Source organism: Pseudomonas sp. MF6747, from assembly GCF_963890955.1.
In the GTDB taxonomy this organism is placed as follows: Bacteria; Pseudomonadota; Gammaproteobacteria; order Pseudomonadales; family Pseudomonadaceae; genus Aquipseudomonas.
In genome coordinates this window covers 33216-50253 of record NZ_CAWPSZ010000052.1, presented here as the reverse complement: position 1 = coordinate 50253, position 17038 = coordinate 33216, and the positions used below count along the sequence as shown (strand labels likewise).

The 17038-nt window shown below is 62.2% G+C and carries 14 protein-coding genes; 9 read left to right on the top strand and 5 right to left on the bottom strand.

All coding sequences use genetic code 11. The features are described from left to right. Positions 1 to 6 precede the first annotated feature (6 nt). From AACW30_RS28910 to AACW30_RS28875, 8 genes are read left to right on the top strand one after another with little or no spacing between them, the layout of a single operon-like run. Positions 7 to 1254, top strand: coding sequence for an NAD(P)/FAD-dependent oxidoreductase (locus AACW30_RS28910; RefSeq protein WP_200623993.1), 1248 nt, complete (start codon positions 7 to 9; stop codon positions 1252 to 1254). Positions 1255 to 1265: 11 nt separating this feature from the next. After that, positions 1266 to 2000 carry a class I SAM-dependent methyltransferase gene (locus AACW30_RS28905; protein ID WP_200624072.1) on the top strand — a complete coding sequence of 245 codons (735 nt, stop codon included), beginning with the start codon at positions 1266 to 1268 and terminating at the stop codon, positions 1998 to 2000. Continuing rightward, positions 1997 to 2479 (top strand): hypothetical protein, encoded by a 483-nt coding sequence (locus AACW30_RS28900; protein WP_200623992.1) that lies wholly within the window; start codon positions 1997 to 1999, stop codon positions 2477 to 2479. Before AACW30_RS28905 ends, AACW30_RS28900 begins: the two co-directional genes overlap by 4 nt. Then, positions 2476 to 3642 (top strand): beta-ketoacyl-[acyl-carrier-protein] synthase family protein, encoded by a 1167-nt coding sequence (locus AACW30_RS28895; RefSeq protein ID WP_200623991.1) that lies wholly within the window; start codon positions 2476 to 2478, stop codon positions 3640 to 3642. Before AACW30_RS28900 ends, AACW30_RS28895 begins: the two co-directional genes overlap by 4 nt. Beyond that, on the top strand, positions 3639 to 4100 hold the full coding sequence (locus tag AACW30_RS28890; protein ID WP_119738035.1) for an ApeP family dehydratase: 462 nt from the start codon (positions 3639 to 3641) through the stop codon (positions 4098 to 4100). Before AACW30_RS28895 ends, AACW30_RS28890 begins: the two co-directional genes overlap by 4 nt. Beyond that, positions 4097 to 4825 carry a 3-oxoacyl-ACP reductase FabG gene (gene fabG, locus AACW30_RS28885; protein ID WP_200623990.1) on the top strand — a complete coding sequence of 243 codons (729 nt, stop codon included), beginning with the start codon at positions 4097 to 4099 and terminating at the stop codon, positions 4823 to 4825. Before AACW30_RS28890 ends, fabG begins: the two co-directional genes overlap by 4 nt. Next, entirely contained in the window at positions 4825 to 6051 is a 1227-nt protein-coding gene (locus AACW30_RS28880; RefSeq protein WP_119738037.1) for a beta-ketoacyl-ACP synthase, read from the top strand. The genes fabG and AACW30_RS28880 overlap by 1 nt, the downstream gene beginning before the upstream one ends. 26 nt (positions 6052 to 6077) lie before the next feature. Then, entirely contained in the window at positions 6078 to 6530 is a 453-nt protein-coding gene (locus tag AACW30_RS28875; RefSeq protein WP_200623989.1) for a hypothetical protein, read from the top strand. Positions 6531 to 6743: 213 nt separating this feature from the next. Here the strand turns inward: AACW30_RS28875 and AACW30_RS28870 are convergent, their stop codons facing one another. Beyond that, positions 6744 to 7130, bottom strand: a complete 387-nt coding sequence (locus tag AACW30_RS28870) for a type II toxin-antitoxin system PemK/MazF family toxin (protein ID WP_200623988.1) — start codon at positions 7128 to 7130, stop codon at positions 6744 to 6746. 87 nt (positions 7131 to 7217) lie between these two features. After that, a complete protein-coding gene (locus AACW30_RS28865) occupies positions 7218 to 8111 on the bottom strand; it encodes a LysR family transcriptional regulator (RefSeq protein ID WP_119738043.1) in 894 nt (297 codons plus the stop codon). A 123-nt stretch (positions 8112 to 8234) separates the two neighbouring features. On the opposite strand from AACW30_RS28865, the gene AACW30_RS28860 reads away from it, so the two are divergent. Then, a complete protein-coding gene (locus AACW30_RS28860) occupies positions 8235 to 9509 on the top strand; it encodes an MFS transporter (RefSeq protein WP_119738045.1) in 1275 nt (424 codons plus the stop codon). A 120-nt stretch (positions 9510 to 9629) separates the two neighbouring features. Here the strand turns inward: AACW30_RS28860 and hemE are convergent, their stop codons facing one another. The 3 genes from hemE to gltB form a co-directional block, all read right to left on the bottom strand. Then, on the bottom strand, positions 9630 to 10697 hold the full coding sequence (gene hemE, locus AACW30_RS28855; protein WP_200623987.1) for a uroporphyrinogen decarboxylase: 1068 nt from the start codon (positions 10695 to 10697) through the stop codon (positions 9630 to 9632). A 242-nt stretch (positions 10698 to 10939) separates the two neighbouring features. Then, positions 10940 to 12358: an FAD-dependent oxidoreductase gene (locus AACW30_RS28850; RefSeq protein ID WP_200623986.1), complete on the bottom strand. Its 1419-nt coding sequence runs from the start codon at positions 12356 to 12358 to the stop codon at positions 10940 to 10942. 32 nt (positions 12359 to 12390) lie between these two features. Next, positions 12391 to 16836 carry a glutamate synthase large subunit gene (gltB, locus tag AACW30_RS28845; RefSeq protein WP_169368040.1) on the bottom strand — a complete coding sequence of 1482 codons (4446 nt, stop codon included), beginning with the start codon at positions 16834 to 16836 and terminating at the stop codon, positions 12391 to 12393. Positions 16837 to 17038: the final 202 nt, after the last annotated feature.

Below are 17038 nucleotides of genomic sequence, written 5' to 3'. Positions count from 1 at the left end.
GCCCTCGTGCCCACAGTTGAAATGGAACGTCGCCAGGTGGTGGTGATCGGTGCCGGCCCGTCCGGTGCCATCGCCGCCGCGCTGTTAAAGCGCAACGGGCATGATGTATTGATTATCGAGCGCCAGCATTTTCCACGCTTCTCGATTGGCGAAAGCCTGCTGTCGCACTGCATCGATTTTATCGAAGAAGCCGGCATGCTCGAGGCCGTGCAGGCAGCGGGTTTCCAGGTAAAAACCGGCGCTGCGTTTGCCTGGGGCGAGCGCTACAGCGCGTTTGATTTTGGCGACACGTTCAGCCACGGCAAACCCACCACCTTCCAGGTGCAGCGCGCTGAATTCGACAAACTTTTGGCCGACCAGGCCGCCTTGCAAGGCGTCGACATTCGCTACGGCGAAAGCGTCGTCGGTGTGGATTTTGCCGGCGACAGCCGCTACCTGCATGTGCGCCGCGAGAATGGCAGCGAGTACCACCTCAAGGCCAAATTTATCCTCGACGCCAGCGGCTACGGCCGTGTGTTGCCGCGCCTGCTGGACCTTGAGGCGCCATCGGATTTCCCGGTGCGCCAGGCGGTGTTCACTCACGTCGAAGACCGCATCGAACACGCCGGTTTCGACCGCACCAAAATCCTCGTGACCACCCACCCGACCCAGCGTGACATCTGGTTCTGGACCATCCCGTTCAGCAATGGCCGCTGCTCGGTGGGCGTGGTCGCGGCGAAGGCGCATTTCGACGGCCGCGACAGCGACCTCGACGCGTGCCTGCGCGGCTTTATCGCGGAAACGCCGAGCCTGGCCGGCGTGCTGCAAAACGCCGTATGGGACACGCCTGCGCGCACCATCGGCGGCTACTCGGCCAACGTCAAAACCCTGCACGGTCCGGGCTTTGCGCTGCTGGGCAACGCGGCGGAATTCCTCGACCCGGTATTTTCCTCCGGCGTGACCATCGCCATGCGCTCGGCGAGCATGGCGGCGGGCTTGCTGCACCGCCAACTCAAGGGCGAAACAGTGGACTGGCAAACCGAGTTTGCCGAGCCGTTGAAACGCGGCGTCGACACTTTCCGCTGCTACGTCGAAGGCTGGTACGCCGGCACCTTCCAGGATGTGATTTTCCATCCGGGCAGCTCGCCGGACATTCGCCGGATGATCAGCTCGATCCTCGCCGGCTACGCGTGGGATGAGCGCAACCCGTTTGTCAGCGAGCCCAAGCGGCGGTTGCGGATGTTGTCGGAGATTTGCGCGGGTGAGCCGGTATGAGCAGTCCAGCGCTGGAAAAAAACTACCTGAGTAAAAACTACGTCGAAGAAACCAGGTTCGGTTTCTGGTTCCTGCGCAGCCACACTTGGCAGCACCACGTGTTGCGCGTGGCGATCAACGACCTGCGCGGCCTGTTCACCGAGCCATTGCCGGTCGCGCCGGTGCTGCTGGACGCCGGTTGCGGCCAGGGCAAGTCGTTCCAGTATTTGCAGCAGGTGTTCGCGCCGCAGCGCCTGATCGGTGTGGATGCCGACCCGCATAGCCTGGCGCTGAGCAAGGCCGAAGCCGCGCGCCAGGGCCTGGCCGTCGAGCTGATCGGCAGTGACTGCGCCACCCTTGAGGTGCCCGACGCCAGCGTCGATGTCGTGTTCTGCCACCAGACCTTCCATCATCTCGTCGAACAGCATCGCGCCTTGAAGGAGTTCTACCGCGTGCTCAAGCCGGGCGGCTACCTGCTGTTTGCCGAGTCCACCGAAGCCTATATCGATACCTGGGTGATTCGCTGGTTGTTCCGCCACCCGATGCACGTGCAGAAAAGCGCCGACCAATACCTGGAGATGCTGCGCGAGCAGGGTTTTGAATTCGCCCCGCAGAATGTCTCGTACCCGTATCTGTGGTGGAGCCGTTCCAGCGATTTTGGCCTGCTCGAGCGCTGGGGCCTGCGCAACCCGCCACCGGTGGGCCAGCGCGAAGAGACGCTGGTCAACTGCGTGGCGCGTAAACCTTTCGCGAGCGCCGCACCATGATCCGCCTGCTGTTGATCGGTTGCCTGTTGCTGCTGAGCGCCTGCGCCAGCCAACCGCCGTTACCCGCAAAAATCCCGGCGCTGGCCTTGCCGATGCAATTGCATGTGCAGCGCCTTTCGGGTGGCCAGAGCCAGGACTGGCTGTTGGTGATCCAGCGCGAAGGCGCGGCCCTTCGCTGGTCGATGATGGACCCGCTGGGCATTCCCCAGGCCCGGCAAAAACTGCTCGATGGCCAGTGGCAGGCCGATGGTCTGCTGCCGCCCAACCCGGCGGCGCGCGAACTGTTTGCCGCCTTGCTGTTTGCCCTGACTTCATCGGATGACGTGCGCGCGCTTTACCCGAGCGCCCAGGCCATGGACCTCACGCGCACGCTGCCGGGTCATTGGCAAATCGTCTATCAGTCTTCAGAGGTGTTCAGCGTGAACATGACGGGCCAACCGCTGAGCTATCGCATCACCCCGCTGGGGGCCGCTCGATGACGGCTTATCTGAATGCTCTGGGCGTGATTTGCGCCCTGGGACGCGGCCAGGCCGAGGTCAGCCGCAGCCTGTTTGCCGGCGACTGCTCGGGCATGCGCGCCGAGAGCGGCTGGGTGCCGGAACGCGTATTGCCGGTTGGCGGCGTGCGCGGCGAGCTGGTGACTATTCCGGCCGAACTGAACCAGCAAAGCAGCCGCAACAACCAGTTGTTGCTGGAAGCAGCGTTGCAGATCGAGGGCGAGATCCGCCACGCCATTCACACCTATGGCGCCTCGCGAGTCGGCGTGGTGCTGGGCACCAGCACCTCGGGCATCGACGAGGCCAGCCGTGGCATCGCCAATTACCTGCGCGACAAGCAGTTCCCCGGCGACTACGACTACCAGCAACAGGAACTCAGCGCCCCCGCCAACTTCCTCGCCGACTGGCTGCAACTGAGCGGCCTGGCCTATGTGATTTCTACCGCCTGCACCTCCAGCGCCCGCGCGCTGATGAGCGCCCAACGCCTGTTGGACCTGGGGGTGTGCGACGCGGTGATCTGCGGCGGTGTCGACAGCCTGTGCAAGCTGACGCTCAACGGTTTTACCGCGCTGGAGGCGGTCTCCAGCGAGCGCTGCAATCCGTTTTCAGTGAACCGCAATGGCATCAATATCGGCGAAGCGGCCGTGCTGTTTCTGATGACCCAACACCCTGCGCCGATTGCCCTGCTGGGCAGTGGCGCCAGTTGCGACGCGCACCATATTTCTGCGCCCGAGCCTACCGGCAAAGGCGCATTGCAGGCGATGCGCAAGGCCTTGGCCAGCGCGAAGCTGGTGCCAGAGCAGATCGGTTACTTGAACCTGCACGGCACCGCGACCCAGCACAACGACGCCATGGAAAGCCTGGCCGTCGCCAGCCTGTTTCCCCACGGCGTGGCCTGTTCGTCGACCAAACCCATGAGCGGCCACACCCTCGGTGCAGCTGGCGCGCTGGAAGCGGCGTTCTGCTGGCTGAGCCTGACGCACGGCCGCGTGCCGCCGCATGTGTGGGACGGCCAGGCCGACCCGGCGCTGCCCGCCCTGCAATGGGCGCAGACCGGCGACACCTTGGAAAAACGCTGCCTGATGAGCAACTCGTTTGCCTTCGGCGGTAACAACGTCAGCCTGATAATCGCAGAGGCCCCATGATTGATTGGCCACTCGCCCAATTGCTGCCCCACGCGGGCGACATGATCCTGATCGACCAGGTGCTGTCGTTCGATGAAGAGCAGATTCACACACGCCTTACCGTCAAGCCCGGTGGCCTGTTCAACCGCCCGGACGGCAGCCTGCCGGCCTGGGTCGGGATCGAGCTGATGGCCCAGAGCGTCGCCGCGTATGCCGGGTGCCGCGCGCGCCAGAACGGCGAGGCCGTGGAGCTGGGCTTCCTGCTCGGCACGCGTAAGTTCGAGTGCAACGTGGAACACTTCCCGGCAGGCGCCGAGCTGCGCATCCACGGCCTGCGCTCGCTGGAAGACGACAACGGCATGGGTGTGTTCGAATGCCACCTCACCGGCGACGGTATCCAGGCCAGCGCGCGCTTGAACGTATTTCGACCGCCCCAGGCGGCCACCTATTTAGATGAACCGAAGGACGAAACGCCATGACTGAATCCGTACTGGTCACCGGCTCCAGCCGTGGCATCGGCCGCGCCATTGCCCTGCGTCTGGCGCAGGCCGGGCATGAAATCGTGCTGCATTGCCGCAGCGGCCGCGCGCAAGCGGACGCGGTGCAGGTCGAGGTTGAAGCCCTGGGCCGCAAGGCGCGGGTGCTGCAGTTTGACGTGGCCGATCGCGCCAGCTGCAAGCAAATCCTTGAAGCCGACGTGGAGCAGCATGGCGCCTACTACGGCGTGGTGCTCAATGCCGGCCTGACCCGTGACGGCGCGTTCCCGGCCTTGTCCGAAGACGATTGGGACATGGTGATGCGCACCAATCTCGACGGTTTCTACAACGTGCTGCACCCGGTGATGATGCCGATGATTCGTCGTCGCGCCGCCGGCCGCATTGTGTGCATCACCTCGGTGTCGGGGCTGATCGGCAACCGTGGGCAGGTCAATTACAGCGCGTCGAAGGCCGGTCTGATTGGCGCGGCCAAGGCGCTGGCCATCGAGCTGGGCAAGCGCAAGATCACTGTCAATTGTGTAGCGCCCGGCTTGATCGACACCGCGATGCTGGACGAAAACGTGCCGGTCGAAGAGCTGATGAAAATGATCCCCGCGCAGCGCATGGGTACCCCGGAAGAAGTGGCCGGTGCAGTGAATTTCCTGATGTCGGCCGAAGCCGGCTACATCACGCGCCAGGTGCTGGCCGTGAACGGAGGCCTGTGCTGATGAAACGCGTCGTCGTCACCGGCATGGCCGGCATGACCTCCCTGGGCAGCGATTGGGACACCATCGCCGCCAACTTTCGCGCCAACCGCAGCGGCATTCGGCGCATGGACGAGTGGGACCGCTTCACCGAACTGAACACGCGCCTGGCCGGGCCGATTGACGATTTCGTGGTGCCCGCCCACTGGACCCGCAAGCAACTGCGCAGCATGGGCCGCGTGTCGCGCCTGGCGGTGTGGGCGGCGGAACAGGCGTTGCAGGACGCCGGCTTGCTCGGCGACGAGTCGATCAAGGACGGGCGCATGGGCGTGGCCTGTGGCTCGTCCACCGGCAGCACCGACGAGATCAAGGCATTCGGCAACATGCTGCTGAACTCGGTCGCCGAGGGGCTGAATGCCAACTCCTATGTGCGCATGATGCCGCACACCACGGCGGCGAATATCAGCATCTTTTTTGGCCTCACCGGACGGCTGATCCCGACGTCCAGCGCCTGCACCAGCGGCAGCCAGGGCATCGGTTATGCGTATGAAGCGATCAAGTTCGGACGCCTGCCGTTGATGCTCGCCGGCGGCGCCGAAGAGCTGTGCCCCACCGAAGCCATGGTGTTTGATGCGCTCTACGCCACCAGCCTGAAAAACGACGCGCCGCAGACCAGCCCACGTCCTTACGACAGCGGCCGTGATGGCCTGGTGATTGGTGAAGGCGGCGGCATGCTGGTGCTCGAAGAACTGGAACATGCGTTGGCGCGCGGTGCGCACATCCACGCCGAACTGGTCGGCTTCGGCAGTAACGCCGACGGCCAGCACACCACCCGCCCGGAGCAGAAAACCATGCGCCGCGCGATGGAGTTGGCCCTGGAAGATGCCGGGCTTGAGCCTTCTGCCATTGGCTACGTGAACGGTCACGGCACCGCCACCGACCAAGGCGACATCGCCGAAACATTGGCCACCAGCAGCCTGTTCGGCAGCCGCATGCCTATCAGTTCGCAGAAAAGCTTTCTTGGCCACACCCTGGGCGCATGCGGCGCGCTGGAGTCGTGGTTCAGCATCGAAATGATGAACCGCGACCAGTACGTACACACCTTCAACCTGGATGTGGTCGACCCGCAATGTGGCGAGCTGGATTACCTGCAGGGCGGCTTTCGCGAGATGCACCACGATTACGTGATGAACAACAACTTTGCGTTTGGCGGCGTCAACACCTCGCTGATTTTCCGTCGCTGGGCCTGATTTTTTAATTGATTGGAGAAAATGGAATGTCTTCCTTGCTACGCGCCACCCTGATCACCCTGGCCTTGCTGACCGCCGGCGGTTGCACCAGCAAACCCGTGCTCAACACCCAGCACGCGCTGCCGGCCGGCACTCAGGTGAGCGAAGAAACCATGAAGCAGGTCATCGTCACGGCCCTGCAAAAACGCGAGTGGACCGTGCAGCGTTTCAGCCCACAACTCGTGCAGGCCGAGATCACCGTGCGCAACCAGTTCTACGCAGCCATCGACATCCGTTACAGCCGCAACAGCTACGCCATCACTTACCGCGACAGCCGCGACCTGGGCTACAAGGACGGCAAGATCCATCGCAACTACAACCGCTGGGTGAGCATGCTCGATCGCGACATCATGGCGGCGCTGCGCAGCAATGGCGTGAGTAACGCACCCGGATCGGCGGCGCAGTCGTTTGAGCAGACAGGGGCGTCGAAGCAGAACTGAGGATCGCGGTCCGTCAGAAACGACAAAGGGCGCCTTTCGGCGCCCTTTTCACAAACAGGTTGGCTTGTCATCGCCGCTTCCTGCCTGGCTCTGCGATGGCTGGTTACCCAGGATCCTCAGAGTCTCACAAGCCCCTTTCGGGAACTCGGCCAGTATGCCTGAAAACAACTCGGCTGCAATCGGTGGCAAAACGCCGCTTGTTCTTTACCCACTTCATCGCAACCCCAGCGCACTGCGCACCGCTGCTTTTATTGCTGAAAACTGATCATTGGTGAGCTCCGCGATTGTGTAAGTTCGTTTTCCACGACGGTCTTTGCTTTTGATTCGATCCAGTCGCCCCAGGCTTACGGTCGCCACAATGTCGCACTTCGCCCAGCAGATGGGGTTCGCGCCCTGCAGATGACTGTCTAGCTGCAAATGATGCGCCAGCAGCGTTTGCGGGGCGGTGGTACTCAAAGGCACGACCGTCACCAGCAGCTTATTGGTTCGGTGTTTGCGTATCACAATCACGGGTCGAACCTTGATGATTTCCGGGACCTCATAGCCTCGAAAATCACACATCAACACGCTGCCCTCCTTGGGCTGATAGAGCAGTGGCATCCATATCACTCGCTTGAAAAAGAGCGATTCTGCGCAGGTTTCTGGCTAATCACTAAGCCAGTTCCGTTACCTGATATGTGACTTCGCCTACACCACGGCCTTGCGCGTCAACAACTCCACAAACGCCTTCGCCCTCGGCGACTGCGCGCCCTTGCGCTGCACCAGCCACACCGCCGTGACCGCCTCCTGATCGAGCAGCGTGCGATACACCACGCCATCAATGCGTATGCGCTGGTAAGACGCCGGCAGCACCGACACGCCCAAGCCCGCCGCCACCAACCCGATAATCGTCATCGCCTCCCCCGCTTCCTGGGCGAAGTGCGGGCTGAAGCCTGCGTCACGGGCCAGGCTGAGCAATTGGGCATAAAGGCCGCTGCCATAGCTGCGCGGGAAGAATACAAACGGCTCCTGCGCCAATTGCGCCAGGTGCAAACCGCGTTCGCTGCCTTCCGCCAGCGGGTGGCCGGCGTTGAGTACGGCTACCAGCGGTTCGCGCATCAGCTCGATGACACTCAGCGAATCCGGCAACGGCAGCGGGCGCATCAGGCCGACCTGGATCGATTGATCCACCAACGATTCGGCCACTTCGGTGCTGCTCATTTCCTGCAGGTTCAAGTGCACCGCCGGGAAGGCCTGACGAAACGCAAAGATCGCCTGCGGAATGCTCGAATTGAAGGGCGCGGACGAGGTGAAACCAATCTTCAGCTCCCCCAGCTCTCCCAACTGCGCACGCCGAGCGACATCCGCGGCCTTATCGACCTGCGCCAGCACCAGTCGCGCCTCTTGCAGGAACAACCGCCCGGCCTCACTGAGCTCGACCCGACGATTGGTGCGCTCAAACAAGCGCGCGCCCACCTCTTGTTCCAGGGCCTGGATCTGCTGGCTAAGCGGCGGCTGCGAGATGCCCAGCACCTGTGCAGCGCGGCCAAAATGCAGTTCTTCGGCGACGGCGATGAAGTACCGCAGGTGACGCAATTCCATGCAAACCTCATTAGGTCGTAAAAGCTATCAAACAGGTCGAACAATATATTGGAAAGAATCATTAGCCAGCTATATTCTTTTTGCATTGCCAGTCCTGGCAGGCTTTCCCTCGCCGAGGTCCCCGTGAAATCTGCTGTCGCTTCATCCGCTCAAGAAATCCCGCCTACCGCCCTGGATGAGGTGGTGGCCCAGCTCAACGAACAGTTCATCGAAAAAGGCACGCCGATGTTCATGCGCACCGTGCTGGCGCTGTTCTCCGGTGGCTTTGCCACCTTTGCCCTGCTGTATTGCGTGCAGCCGATGATGCCCGCGCTGTCCCACGAGTTTTCCATCAACGCGGCGCAGAGCAGCCTGATCCTGTCAGTCGCCACCGCCATGCTCGCGTTTGGCCTGCTGATCACCGGACCGATTTCCGACACCCTCGGGCGTAAACCGGTGATGGTCGCCGCGCTGTTTTGCGCCGCCCTGGCCACCATCGCCAGCGGCCTGATGCCGTCCTGGGAAGGCATCCTGCTGATGCGTGCGCTGGTCGGCCTGTCCCTGAGCGGCCTGGCAGCCGTTGCGATGACTTACCTGAGCGAAGAGATCCACCCGCAACACATCGGCCTGGCCATGGGCTTGTACATCGGCGGCAACGCGATTGGCGGCATGAGCGGGCGCCTGATCATGGGCGTGCTGATCGACTTCGTCAGTTGGCACACCGCCACGCTGATCATCGGCGCCCTGGCGCTGATCGCTGCCACGGTGTTCTGGAAGATCCTCCCCGAGTCGCGCAACTTCCGCGCCAGCAGCCTCAAACCGCGCAGCCTGGTGGACGGCTTCGTGATGCACTTCAAGGATGCCGGCCTGCCCTGGCTTTTTCTCGAAGCCTTCCTGCTGATGGGCGCGTTCGTGACGATGTTCAATTACATCGGCTATCGCCTGCTGGCGTCGCCTTACGCGTTGAGCCAGGCCGTGGTCGGCCTGCTCTCGCTGGTGTACCTCTCGGGCATCTACAGCTCGGCGAAAATCGGCTCGCTGGCCGACCGCCTTGGCCGGCGGCGCGTGTTGTGGGGCACGATCGTATTGATGCTGTCGGGCATGTTACTGACCCTGTTCACCCCGCTGTGGCTGGTGGTGCCGGGCATGCTGATCTTTACCTTCGGCTTCTTCGGCGCGCACTCGGTGGCCAGCAGCTGGATCGGCCGGCGCGCGGTCAAGGCCAAGGGGCAGGCGTCGTCGCTGTACCTGTTCTGCTACTACGTGGGCTCAAGCATTGCGGGGACGGCGGGCGGGTTCTTCTGGCACTTTGCCGGGTGGAACGGGATTGGCGGGTTTATCGTGGCGCTGTTGATTGGCGCGCTGCTGGTGGCGCTGAAGCTGGCGAAGTTGCCACCGCTGGGGAATGTGCAGGCCTGAGGCTTTCTCGCTTTTAATGTGGGAGCTGGCTTGCCCCCGATAGCAGTGTGTCAGCCAATGAATGTGGTGGCTGATACACCGCTATCGGGGGCAAGCCCCCTCCCACATTTGTTGCGCGTGTTATTCGTGGTACTGCGCCGACAGCTCGTGCACCGCGCGCAAGAACGCGCCGGCATGCTCCGGATTCACTTCCGGGGTGATGCCATGGCCGAGGTTGAACACGTGCCCCGTGCCCTTGCCGTAGCTGGCCAGGATGCGGCCGACTTCGGTGCAGATCGCTTCCGGCTTGGCGTAGAGCACGGTCGGGTCCATGTTGCCTTGCAGCGCGACTTGGTTGCCAACGCGACGGCGAGCTTCGCCAATGTCGCAGGTCCAGTCCAGGCCGAGTGCATCGGCGCCGGCATCGGCGATGCTTTCCAGCCACAGGCCGCCGCCTTTTGTGAACAGGATGACCGGCACTTTGCGGCCTTCGTGTTCGCGGATCAGGCCGCTGACGATCTTGCGCATGTAGGCCAGGGAGAACTCCTGATACGCCGCCGCCGACAAGTTGCCACCCCAGGTATCGAAAATCTGTACCGCTTGCGCGCCGGCCATGATCTGGCCGTTGAGGTAGGCGGTAACCGACTGCGCCAGTTTATCCAGCAGCAGGTGCATGGCCTGCGGGTTGTCGTAGAGCATGGCTTTGGTCTTGCGGAAGTCTTTCGACGAGCCGCCTTCGACCATATAGGTGGCCAGCGTCCACGGGCTGCCGGAGAAGCCGATCAGCGGCACGCGGCCGTTCAGCTCGCGGCGGATGGTGCTGACGGCGTCCATCACGTAGCCCAGGTCTTTGTGCGGATCGGGGATCGGCAGTGCTTCGATGTCGGCCAGGGTGCTGACGACTTTCTTGAAACGCGGGCCTTCGCCGGTTTCGAAGTACAGGCCTTGGCCCATGGCGTCAGGGATGGTCAAAATATCGGAGAACAGGATGGCCGCGTCCAGTTGTGGGTAGCGGTCCAGCGGCTGCATTGTGACTTCGCAGGCGAACTCCGGGTTCATGCACAGGCTCATGAAGTCGCCGGCGTGGGCGCGACTGGCGCGGTATTCCGGCAGGTAGCGACCGGCTTGACGCATCATCCACACGGGCGTGACGTCTACGGGTTGCTTGAGCAGGGCACGAAGGAAACGGTCGTTCTTGAGGGCAGTCATGTCGGCATCCGCAAAAAAAGTGCGGGCATTTTCTCAGAGCGCGACGCAAAAGGCACGGAGTGAGCCGTGCCTTTTGTCTATCGGGTCAATTTGTCGCGGATATCAAAGCGCTGCAAAACCAATGTGGGAGGGGGCTTGCCCCCGATTGCAGTGTGTCGATTTCAGTATCTGCAACTGAACCACCGCTATCGGGAGCAAGCCCCCTCCCACATTTTGATCCCATTTCAACCTGGGATCAGGGGTCAGACCTGCAAGTAATCCAGGATACCTTCGGCGGCGTTGCGGCCTTCGAAGATCGCGGTTACCACCAGGTCAGAGCCGCGCACCATATCGCCACCGGCGAAGATTTTCGGGTTGCTGGTCTGGTGCTTGTACTGGCCTTGTTCCGGGGCTACAACGCGGCCCTGGCTGTCGGTCTGGATTTCGAACTGCTCGAACCACGGCGCCGGGCTTGGGCGGAAACCAAAGGCGATGACCACGGCGTCGGCCGGGATGATTTCTTCGGAACCCGGGATCGGCTCAGGGCTGCGACGGCCACGGGCATCCGGCTCGCCGAGACGGGTCTCGACCACTTTCACGCCTTCAACACGGTCCTCGCCCACAATGGCGATCGGCTGGCGGTTGTAGAGGAATTTCACGCCTTCTTCCTTGGCGTTCTTCACCTCTTTGCGCGAGCCGGGCATGTTGGCTTCGTCACGGCGATAAGCACAGGTCACCGACTTGGCGCCCTGGCGGACCGAGGTACGGTTGCAGTCCATCGCGGTGTCGCCACCACCCAGCACCACAACTTTCTTGCCTTTCATGTCGACGAAATCTTCCGGCGACTTTTCAAAGCCCAGGTTGCGGTTGACGTTGGCGATCAGGAAGTCGAGCGCGTCATACACGCCCGGCAGGTCCTCACCGGCAAAGCCGCCTTTCATGTAGGTGTAGGTGCCCATGCCCATGAACACGGCATCGTATTCGGCGAGCAGTTGCTCCATGGTGATGTCTTTGCCGATTTCGGTATTGAGACGGAACTCGATACCCATGCCGGTGAAGACTTCACGACGGTTGCTCAGTACGGTTTTTTCCAGCTTGAACTCGGGGATGCCGAAGGTCAGCAAGCCACCGATTTCCGGGTTCTTGTCAAACACCACCGGGGTCACGCCACCACGCACCAGCACGTCGGCACAGCCCAGGCCCGCCGGGCCCGCGCCGATGATCGCAACGCGCTTGCCGGTTGGCTTGACCTTGGACATGTCCGGGCGCCAGCCCATGGCGAACGCGGTGTCGGTGATGTACTTCTCCACCGAACCGATGGTCACCGCCCCAAAGCCGTCGTTGAGGGTGCAGGCACCCTCGCACAGACGGTCTTGCGGGCACACCCGGCCGCACACTTCCGGCAAGGTGTTGGTCTGGTGCGACAGCTCGGCGGCGGCGAGGATGTTGCCCTCGGCCACCAGTTTGAGCCAGTTGGGAATGAAGTTGTGCACCGGGCACTTCCATTCGCAATACGGGTTACCGCAACCCAGGCAGCGGTGGGCCTGGTCGGCCGAATGCTGGGGTTTGAAGGGCTCGTAGATTTCCACGAACTCTTTCTTGCGTTGACGCAACAGTTTCTTCTTCGGATCTTTGCGCCCGACATCGATGAACTGGAAGTCGTTATTCAGACGTTCAGCCATGTTAAAACCTCATCAAACTCTTCAGGCGCATATCACTGCGGGTTGGCACGGATGCTGGAAAGCAACGATTTCAGGTTGGCAGCCTTGGGCTTGACCAGCCAGAAACGACGCAGGTAATCATCGAGGTTTTCGGCGAGGTTACGACCCCATTCGCTGCCGGTCTCCTCGACGTACTCGTCCAGCACGTGCTGCAAGTGGTTCCGGTAGGATTCCATGGCTTCGCCGCTGATCCGCTGGATCTCGACCAACTCGTGGTTGACCTTGTCGACGAAGGTGTTGTCCTGATCGAGCACGTAGGCGAAACCGCCGGTCATGCCCGAACCGAAGTTGTAACCGGTCTTGCCCAGTACCGCGACAAAACCCCCGGTCATGTACTCGCAGCAGTGATCGCCCGTGCCTTCCACCACGGTGTGGGCACCGGAGTTACGCACGGCGAAACGCTCACCGGCCGTGCCGGCGGCGAACAGCTTGCCACCGGTGGCGCCGTACAGGCAGGTGTTGCCGATGATCGCGCTTTCCTGCGACTTGTAGACGCTGCCGATGGGCGGAACGATCACCAGCTTGCCGCCGGTCATGCCTTTGCCCACGTAGTCGTTGGCGTCGCCTTCCAGGTACATGTTCAGGCCGCCGGCGTTCCACACGCCGAAGCTCTGGCCCGCAGTGCCTTTGAAGCGGAAGGTGATTGGCGCTTTCGCCATACCCTGGTTGCCGTGCTTGCGTGCGATTTCGCCGGAGACGCGTGCGCCAATCGAACGGTCGCAGTTGCAGATATCAAGCGCGAATTCGCCACCGCTGGCGTCGTTGATTGAGGAGCTGGCCATTTCGACCATCTTCTCGGCCAGCAGGCCTTTGTCGAACGGCGGGTTGCGGTCCACCTGGCAGAATTGTGGCTTGTCTGCCGGGATGTGGTCGCTGCCCAACAGCGGCGTCAGGTCCAGGTGCTGTTGCTTGGCGGTCTGGCCTTCGAGGATGTCCAGCAGGTCGGTACGCCCGATCAGCTCTTCCAGCGAGCGCACGCCCAGCTTGGCCAGCCACTCACGGGTTTCTTCGGCGACGTAGGTGAAGAAATTCACCACCATGTCGACGGTGCCGATGTAGTGATCCTTGCGCAGCTTCTCGTTCTGAGTGGCGACGCCGGTGGCGCAGTTGTTCAGGTGGCAGATGCGCAGGTATTTGCAGCCCAGGGCGATCATCGGCGCAGTGCCGAAGCCGAAGCTTTCGGCGCCGAGGATCGCAGCCTTGATCACGTCGAGGCCGGTTTTCAGGCCGCCGTCGGTCTGTACCCGAACTTTGCCACGCAGGTCGTTACCGCGCAGGGTCTGGTGGGTTTCCGCCAGGCCCAGCTCCCACGGCGCACCGGCGTACTTGATGGAGGTCAGCGGCGATGCGCCGGTGCCGCCGTCGTAGCCGGAGATGGTGATCAGGTCGGCATAGGCCTTGGCCACGCCGGCGGCAATGGTACCCACGCCGGCTTCCGCGACCAGTTTCACCGAGACCAATGCCTGCGGGTTGACTTGTTTGAGGTCGAAAATCAGCTGCGACAAGTCTTCAATCGAGTAGATGTCGTGGTGCGGCGGTGGCGAAATCAGGGTCACGCCGGGCACTGCGTAACGCAGCTTGGCGATCAGACCGTTGACCTTGCCGCCGGGCAGTTGCCCGCCTTCACCCGGCTTGGCGCCCTGGGCGACCTTGATCTGCAGCACTTCGGCGTTGACCAGGTATTCCGGAGTGACACCGAAACGGCCGGTCGCGACCTGCTTGATTTTCGAGCTCTTGATGGTGCCGTAGCGCGCCGGGTCTTCACCGCCTTCGCCGGAGTTGGAACGCGCACCCAGGCGGTTCATGGCTTCGGCGAGGGCTTCGTGGGCCTCAGGCGACAAGGCGCCGAGGGAAATACCGGCAGAGTCGAAACGCTTGAGGATCGATTCCAGCGGTTCGATCTCGCTGATGGCCAGCGGCGTGTCCAGGGTTTTCACCTTGAACAGGTCACGGATCATCGACACCGGGCGGTTATCCACCAGCGCGGTGTAGGCCTTGAACTTGGCGTAGTCGCCCTGCTGCACAGCGGCTTGCAGGGTGCTGACCACGTCCGGGTTGTAGGCGTGGTATTCGCCACCGTGCACGAACTTGAGCAGGCCGCCTTGCTGGATCGGCTTGCGCGCGCTCCAGGCTTCGGCTGCCAAGGCTTTCTGTTCAGCTTCGATGTCGACGAAACGCGCGCCCTTGATGCGGCTCGGCACGCCACGGAAGCTCAGCTCGCAGACTTCTTCGGACAGGCCGATGGCCTCGAACAGTTGCGCGCCGCGGTAGGACGTGACGGTGGAGATGCCCATCTTCGACAGGATCTTCAGCAGGCCCTTGGTGATGCCTTTACGGTAGTTCTTGAACACCTCATAGAGGTCGCCCAGCACTTCGCCGGTGCGGATCAGGTCACCGAGCACTTCGTACGCCAGGAACGGGTACACCGCCGACGCGCCGAAACCGATCAACACCGCAAAGTGGTGCGGGTCACGGGCGGTGGCGGTTTCGACGAGGATGTTGGAGTCGCAACGCAGGCCTTTTTCGGTCAGACGGTGGTGCACCGCGCCGGTGGCGAGCGAGGCGTGGATCGGCAGCTTGCCTGGGGCGATGTGGCGGTCGGTCAGCACGATCTGGGTACGGCCGGCGCGCACGGCTTCTTCGGCCTGATCGGCGACGTTACGCACCGCGGCTTCAAGGCCGAGGCTCTCGTCGTAGTTCAGGTCGATGATCTGGCGGTCGAAGCCTGGGCGTTCCAGGGTCATCAACGAGCGCCACTTGGCCGGAGACACCACCGGCGAGCTGAGGATCACACGCGAGGCGTGCTCAGGCGATTCCTGGAAGATGTTGCGCTCGGCCCCGAGGCACACTTCCAGCGACATCACGATGGCTTCACGCAGCGGGTCGATCGGCGGGTTGGTCACCTGCGCGAACTGCTGGCGGAAGTAGTCGTACGGCGTGCGCACGCGCTGGGACAGCACGGCCATTGGCGTGTCGTCACCCATGGAGCCGACAGCCTCATAGCCTTGCTCACCGAGCGGACGCAGCACCTGGTCGCGCTCTTCGAACGTGACCTGGTACATCTTCATGTACTGCTTGAGCTGGTCCACATCGTAGAAAGCCGAACCGTGGTCGTTGTCTTCCATGGTCGCCTGGATGCGCAGGGCATTCTTGCGCAGCCATTGCTTGTACGGGTGACGCGACTTCAAGCGGTTATCGATGGCATCGGTGTCGAGGATCTGCCCGGTTTCGGTGTCCACGGCCAGGATCTGGCCAGGGCCGACGCGGCCTTTGGCGATCACGTCTTCAGGCTTGTAGTCCCACACGCCGATTTCCGACGCCAGGGTGATGAAACCGTTGGTGGTGGTGACCCAACGCGCCGGGCGCAGACCGTTACGGTCGAGCAGGCACACCGCGTAGCGGCCGTCGGTCATGACCACGCCGGCCGGGCCGTCCCACGGCTCCATGTGCATCGAGTTGTACTCGTAGAACGCACGCAGGTCCGGGTCCATGGTCTCGACGTTCTGCCACGCAGGCGGAATGATCATGCGCACGCCACGGAACAGGTCGATGCCGCCGGTGACCATCAACTCGAGCATGTTGTCCATGCTGGAGGAGTCGGAACCCACGCGGTTGACCAGCGGGCCGAGCTCTTCGAGGTCCATCAAATCGTTGGCGAACTTGGTGCGACGGGCCACGGCCCAGTTGCGGTTGCCGGTGATGGTGTTGATCTCGCCGTTGTGGGCGAGGAAGCGGAATGGCTGGGCCAGCGGCCATTTCGGCAGGGTGTTGGTGGAGAAGCGCTGGTGGAACACGCAGATTGCGGTTTGCAGGCGCTCATCGCTCAGGTCCGGATAGAAGGCGGTCAAATCCGCCGGCATCATCAGGCCTTTATAAATGATGGTTTTGTGCGAAAAGCTGCAGATGTAGTGGTCGGTGTCGGCGGCGTTGGACACCGACGAACGACGACGCGAGGTGAACAGCTTGATCGCCATGTCCTGGTCGCTCAGGCCTTCGCCTGCGATGAACACTTGTTCGATCTGCGGCAGGCGCTCCAGGGCCAGGCGGCCGAGCACGCTGGTGTCGATTGGCACTTTGCGCCAGCCAACCAGTTGCAGGCCGGCAGCCAGGATCTCGCGGTTCATGTTCTCGCGAGCGGCCTCGGCTTTCACCGGGTCCTGGTTGAAAAACACCATGCCCACGGCGTATTGCTTGGGCAGGTCGACCGCAAATTGCTCTTTTGCGACAGCGCGCAGGAACTGGTCGGGCTTTTGAATCAGCAAGCCGCAACCGTCACCGGTCTTGCCGTCGGCGTTGATCCCACCGCGGTGGGTCATGCAGGTCAGGGCCTCGATGGCCGTTTGCAAAAGGGTATGACTGGGCTCGCCCTGCATGTGGGCTATCAGGCCGAAACCGCAGTTATCCTTGAATTCATCGGGTTGGTACAGACCTGCTTTCATAGACACTTTCTCACCAGGCTGCCTCTTATATCGAGGCAAATTTCTTTTCAATTCAACCGGTTACCTTCCACGCCGAACGTACGCCGGCTTAGCGGGGGCAAAAGGGAGGTCATTGTACACACCGACACGAACGCTCACAAATTTAACGACGAAATGTCGCAAATCTATGTCGCATTTATGAAAGGTTTAAAACGATATGCTG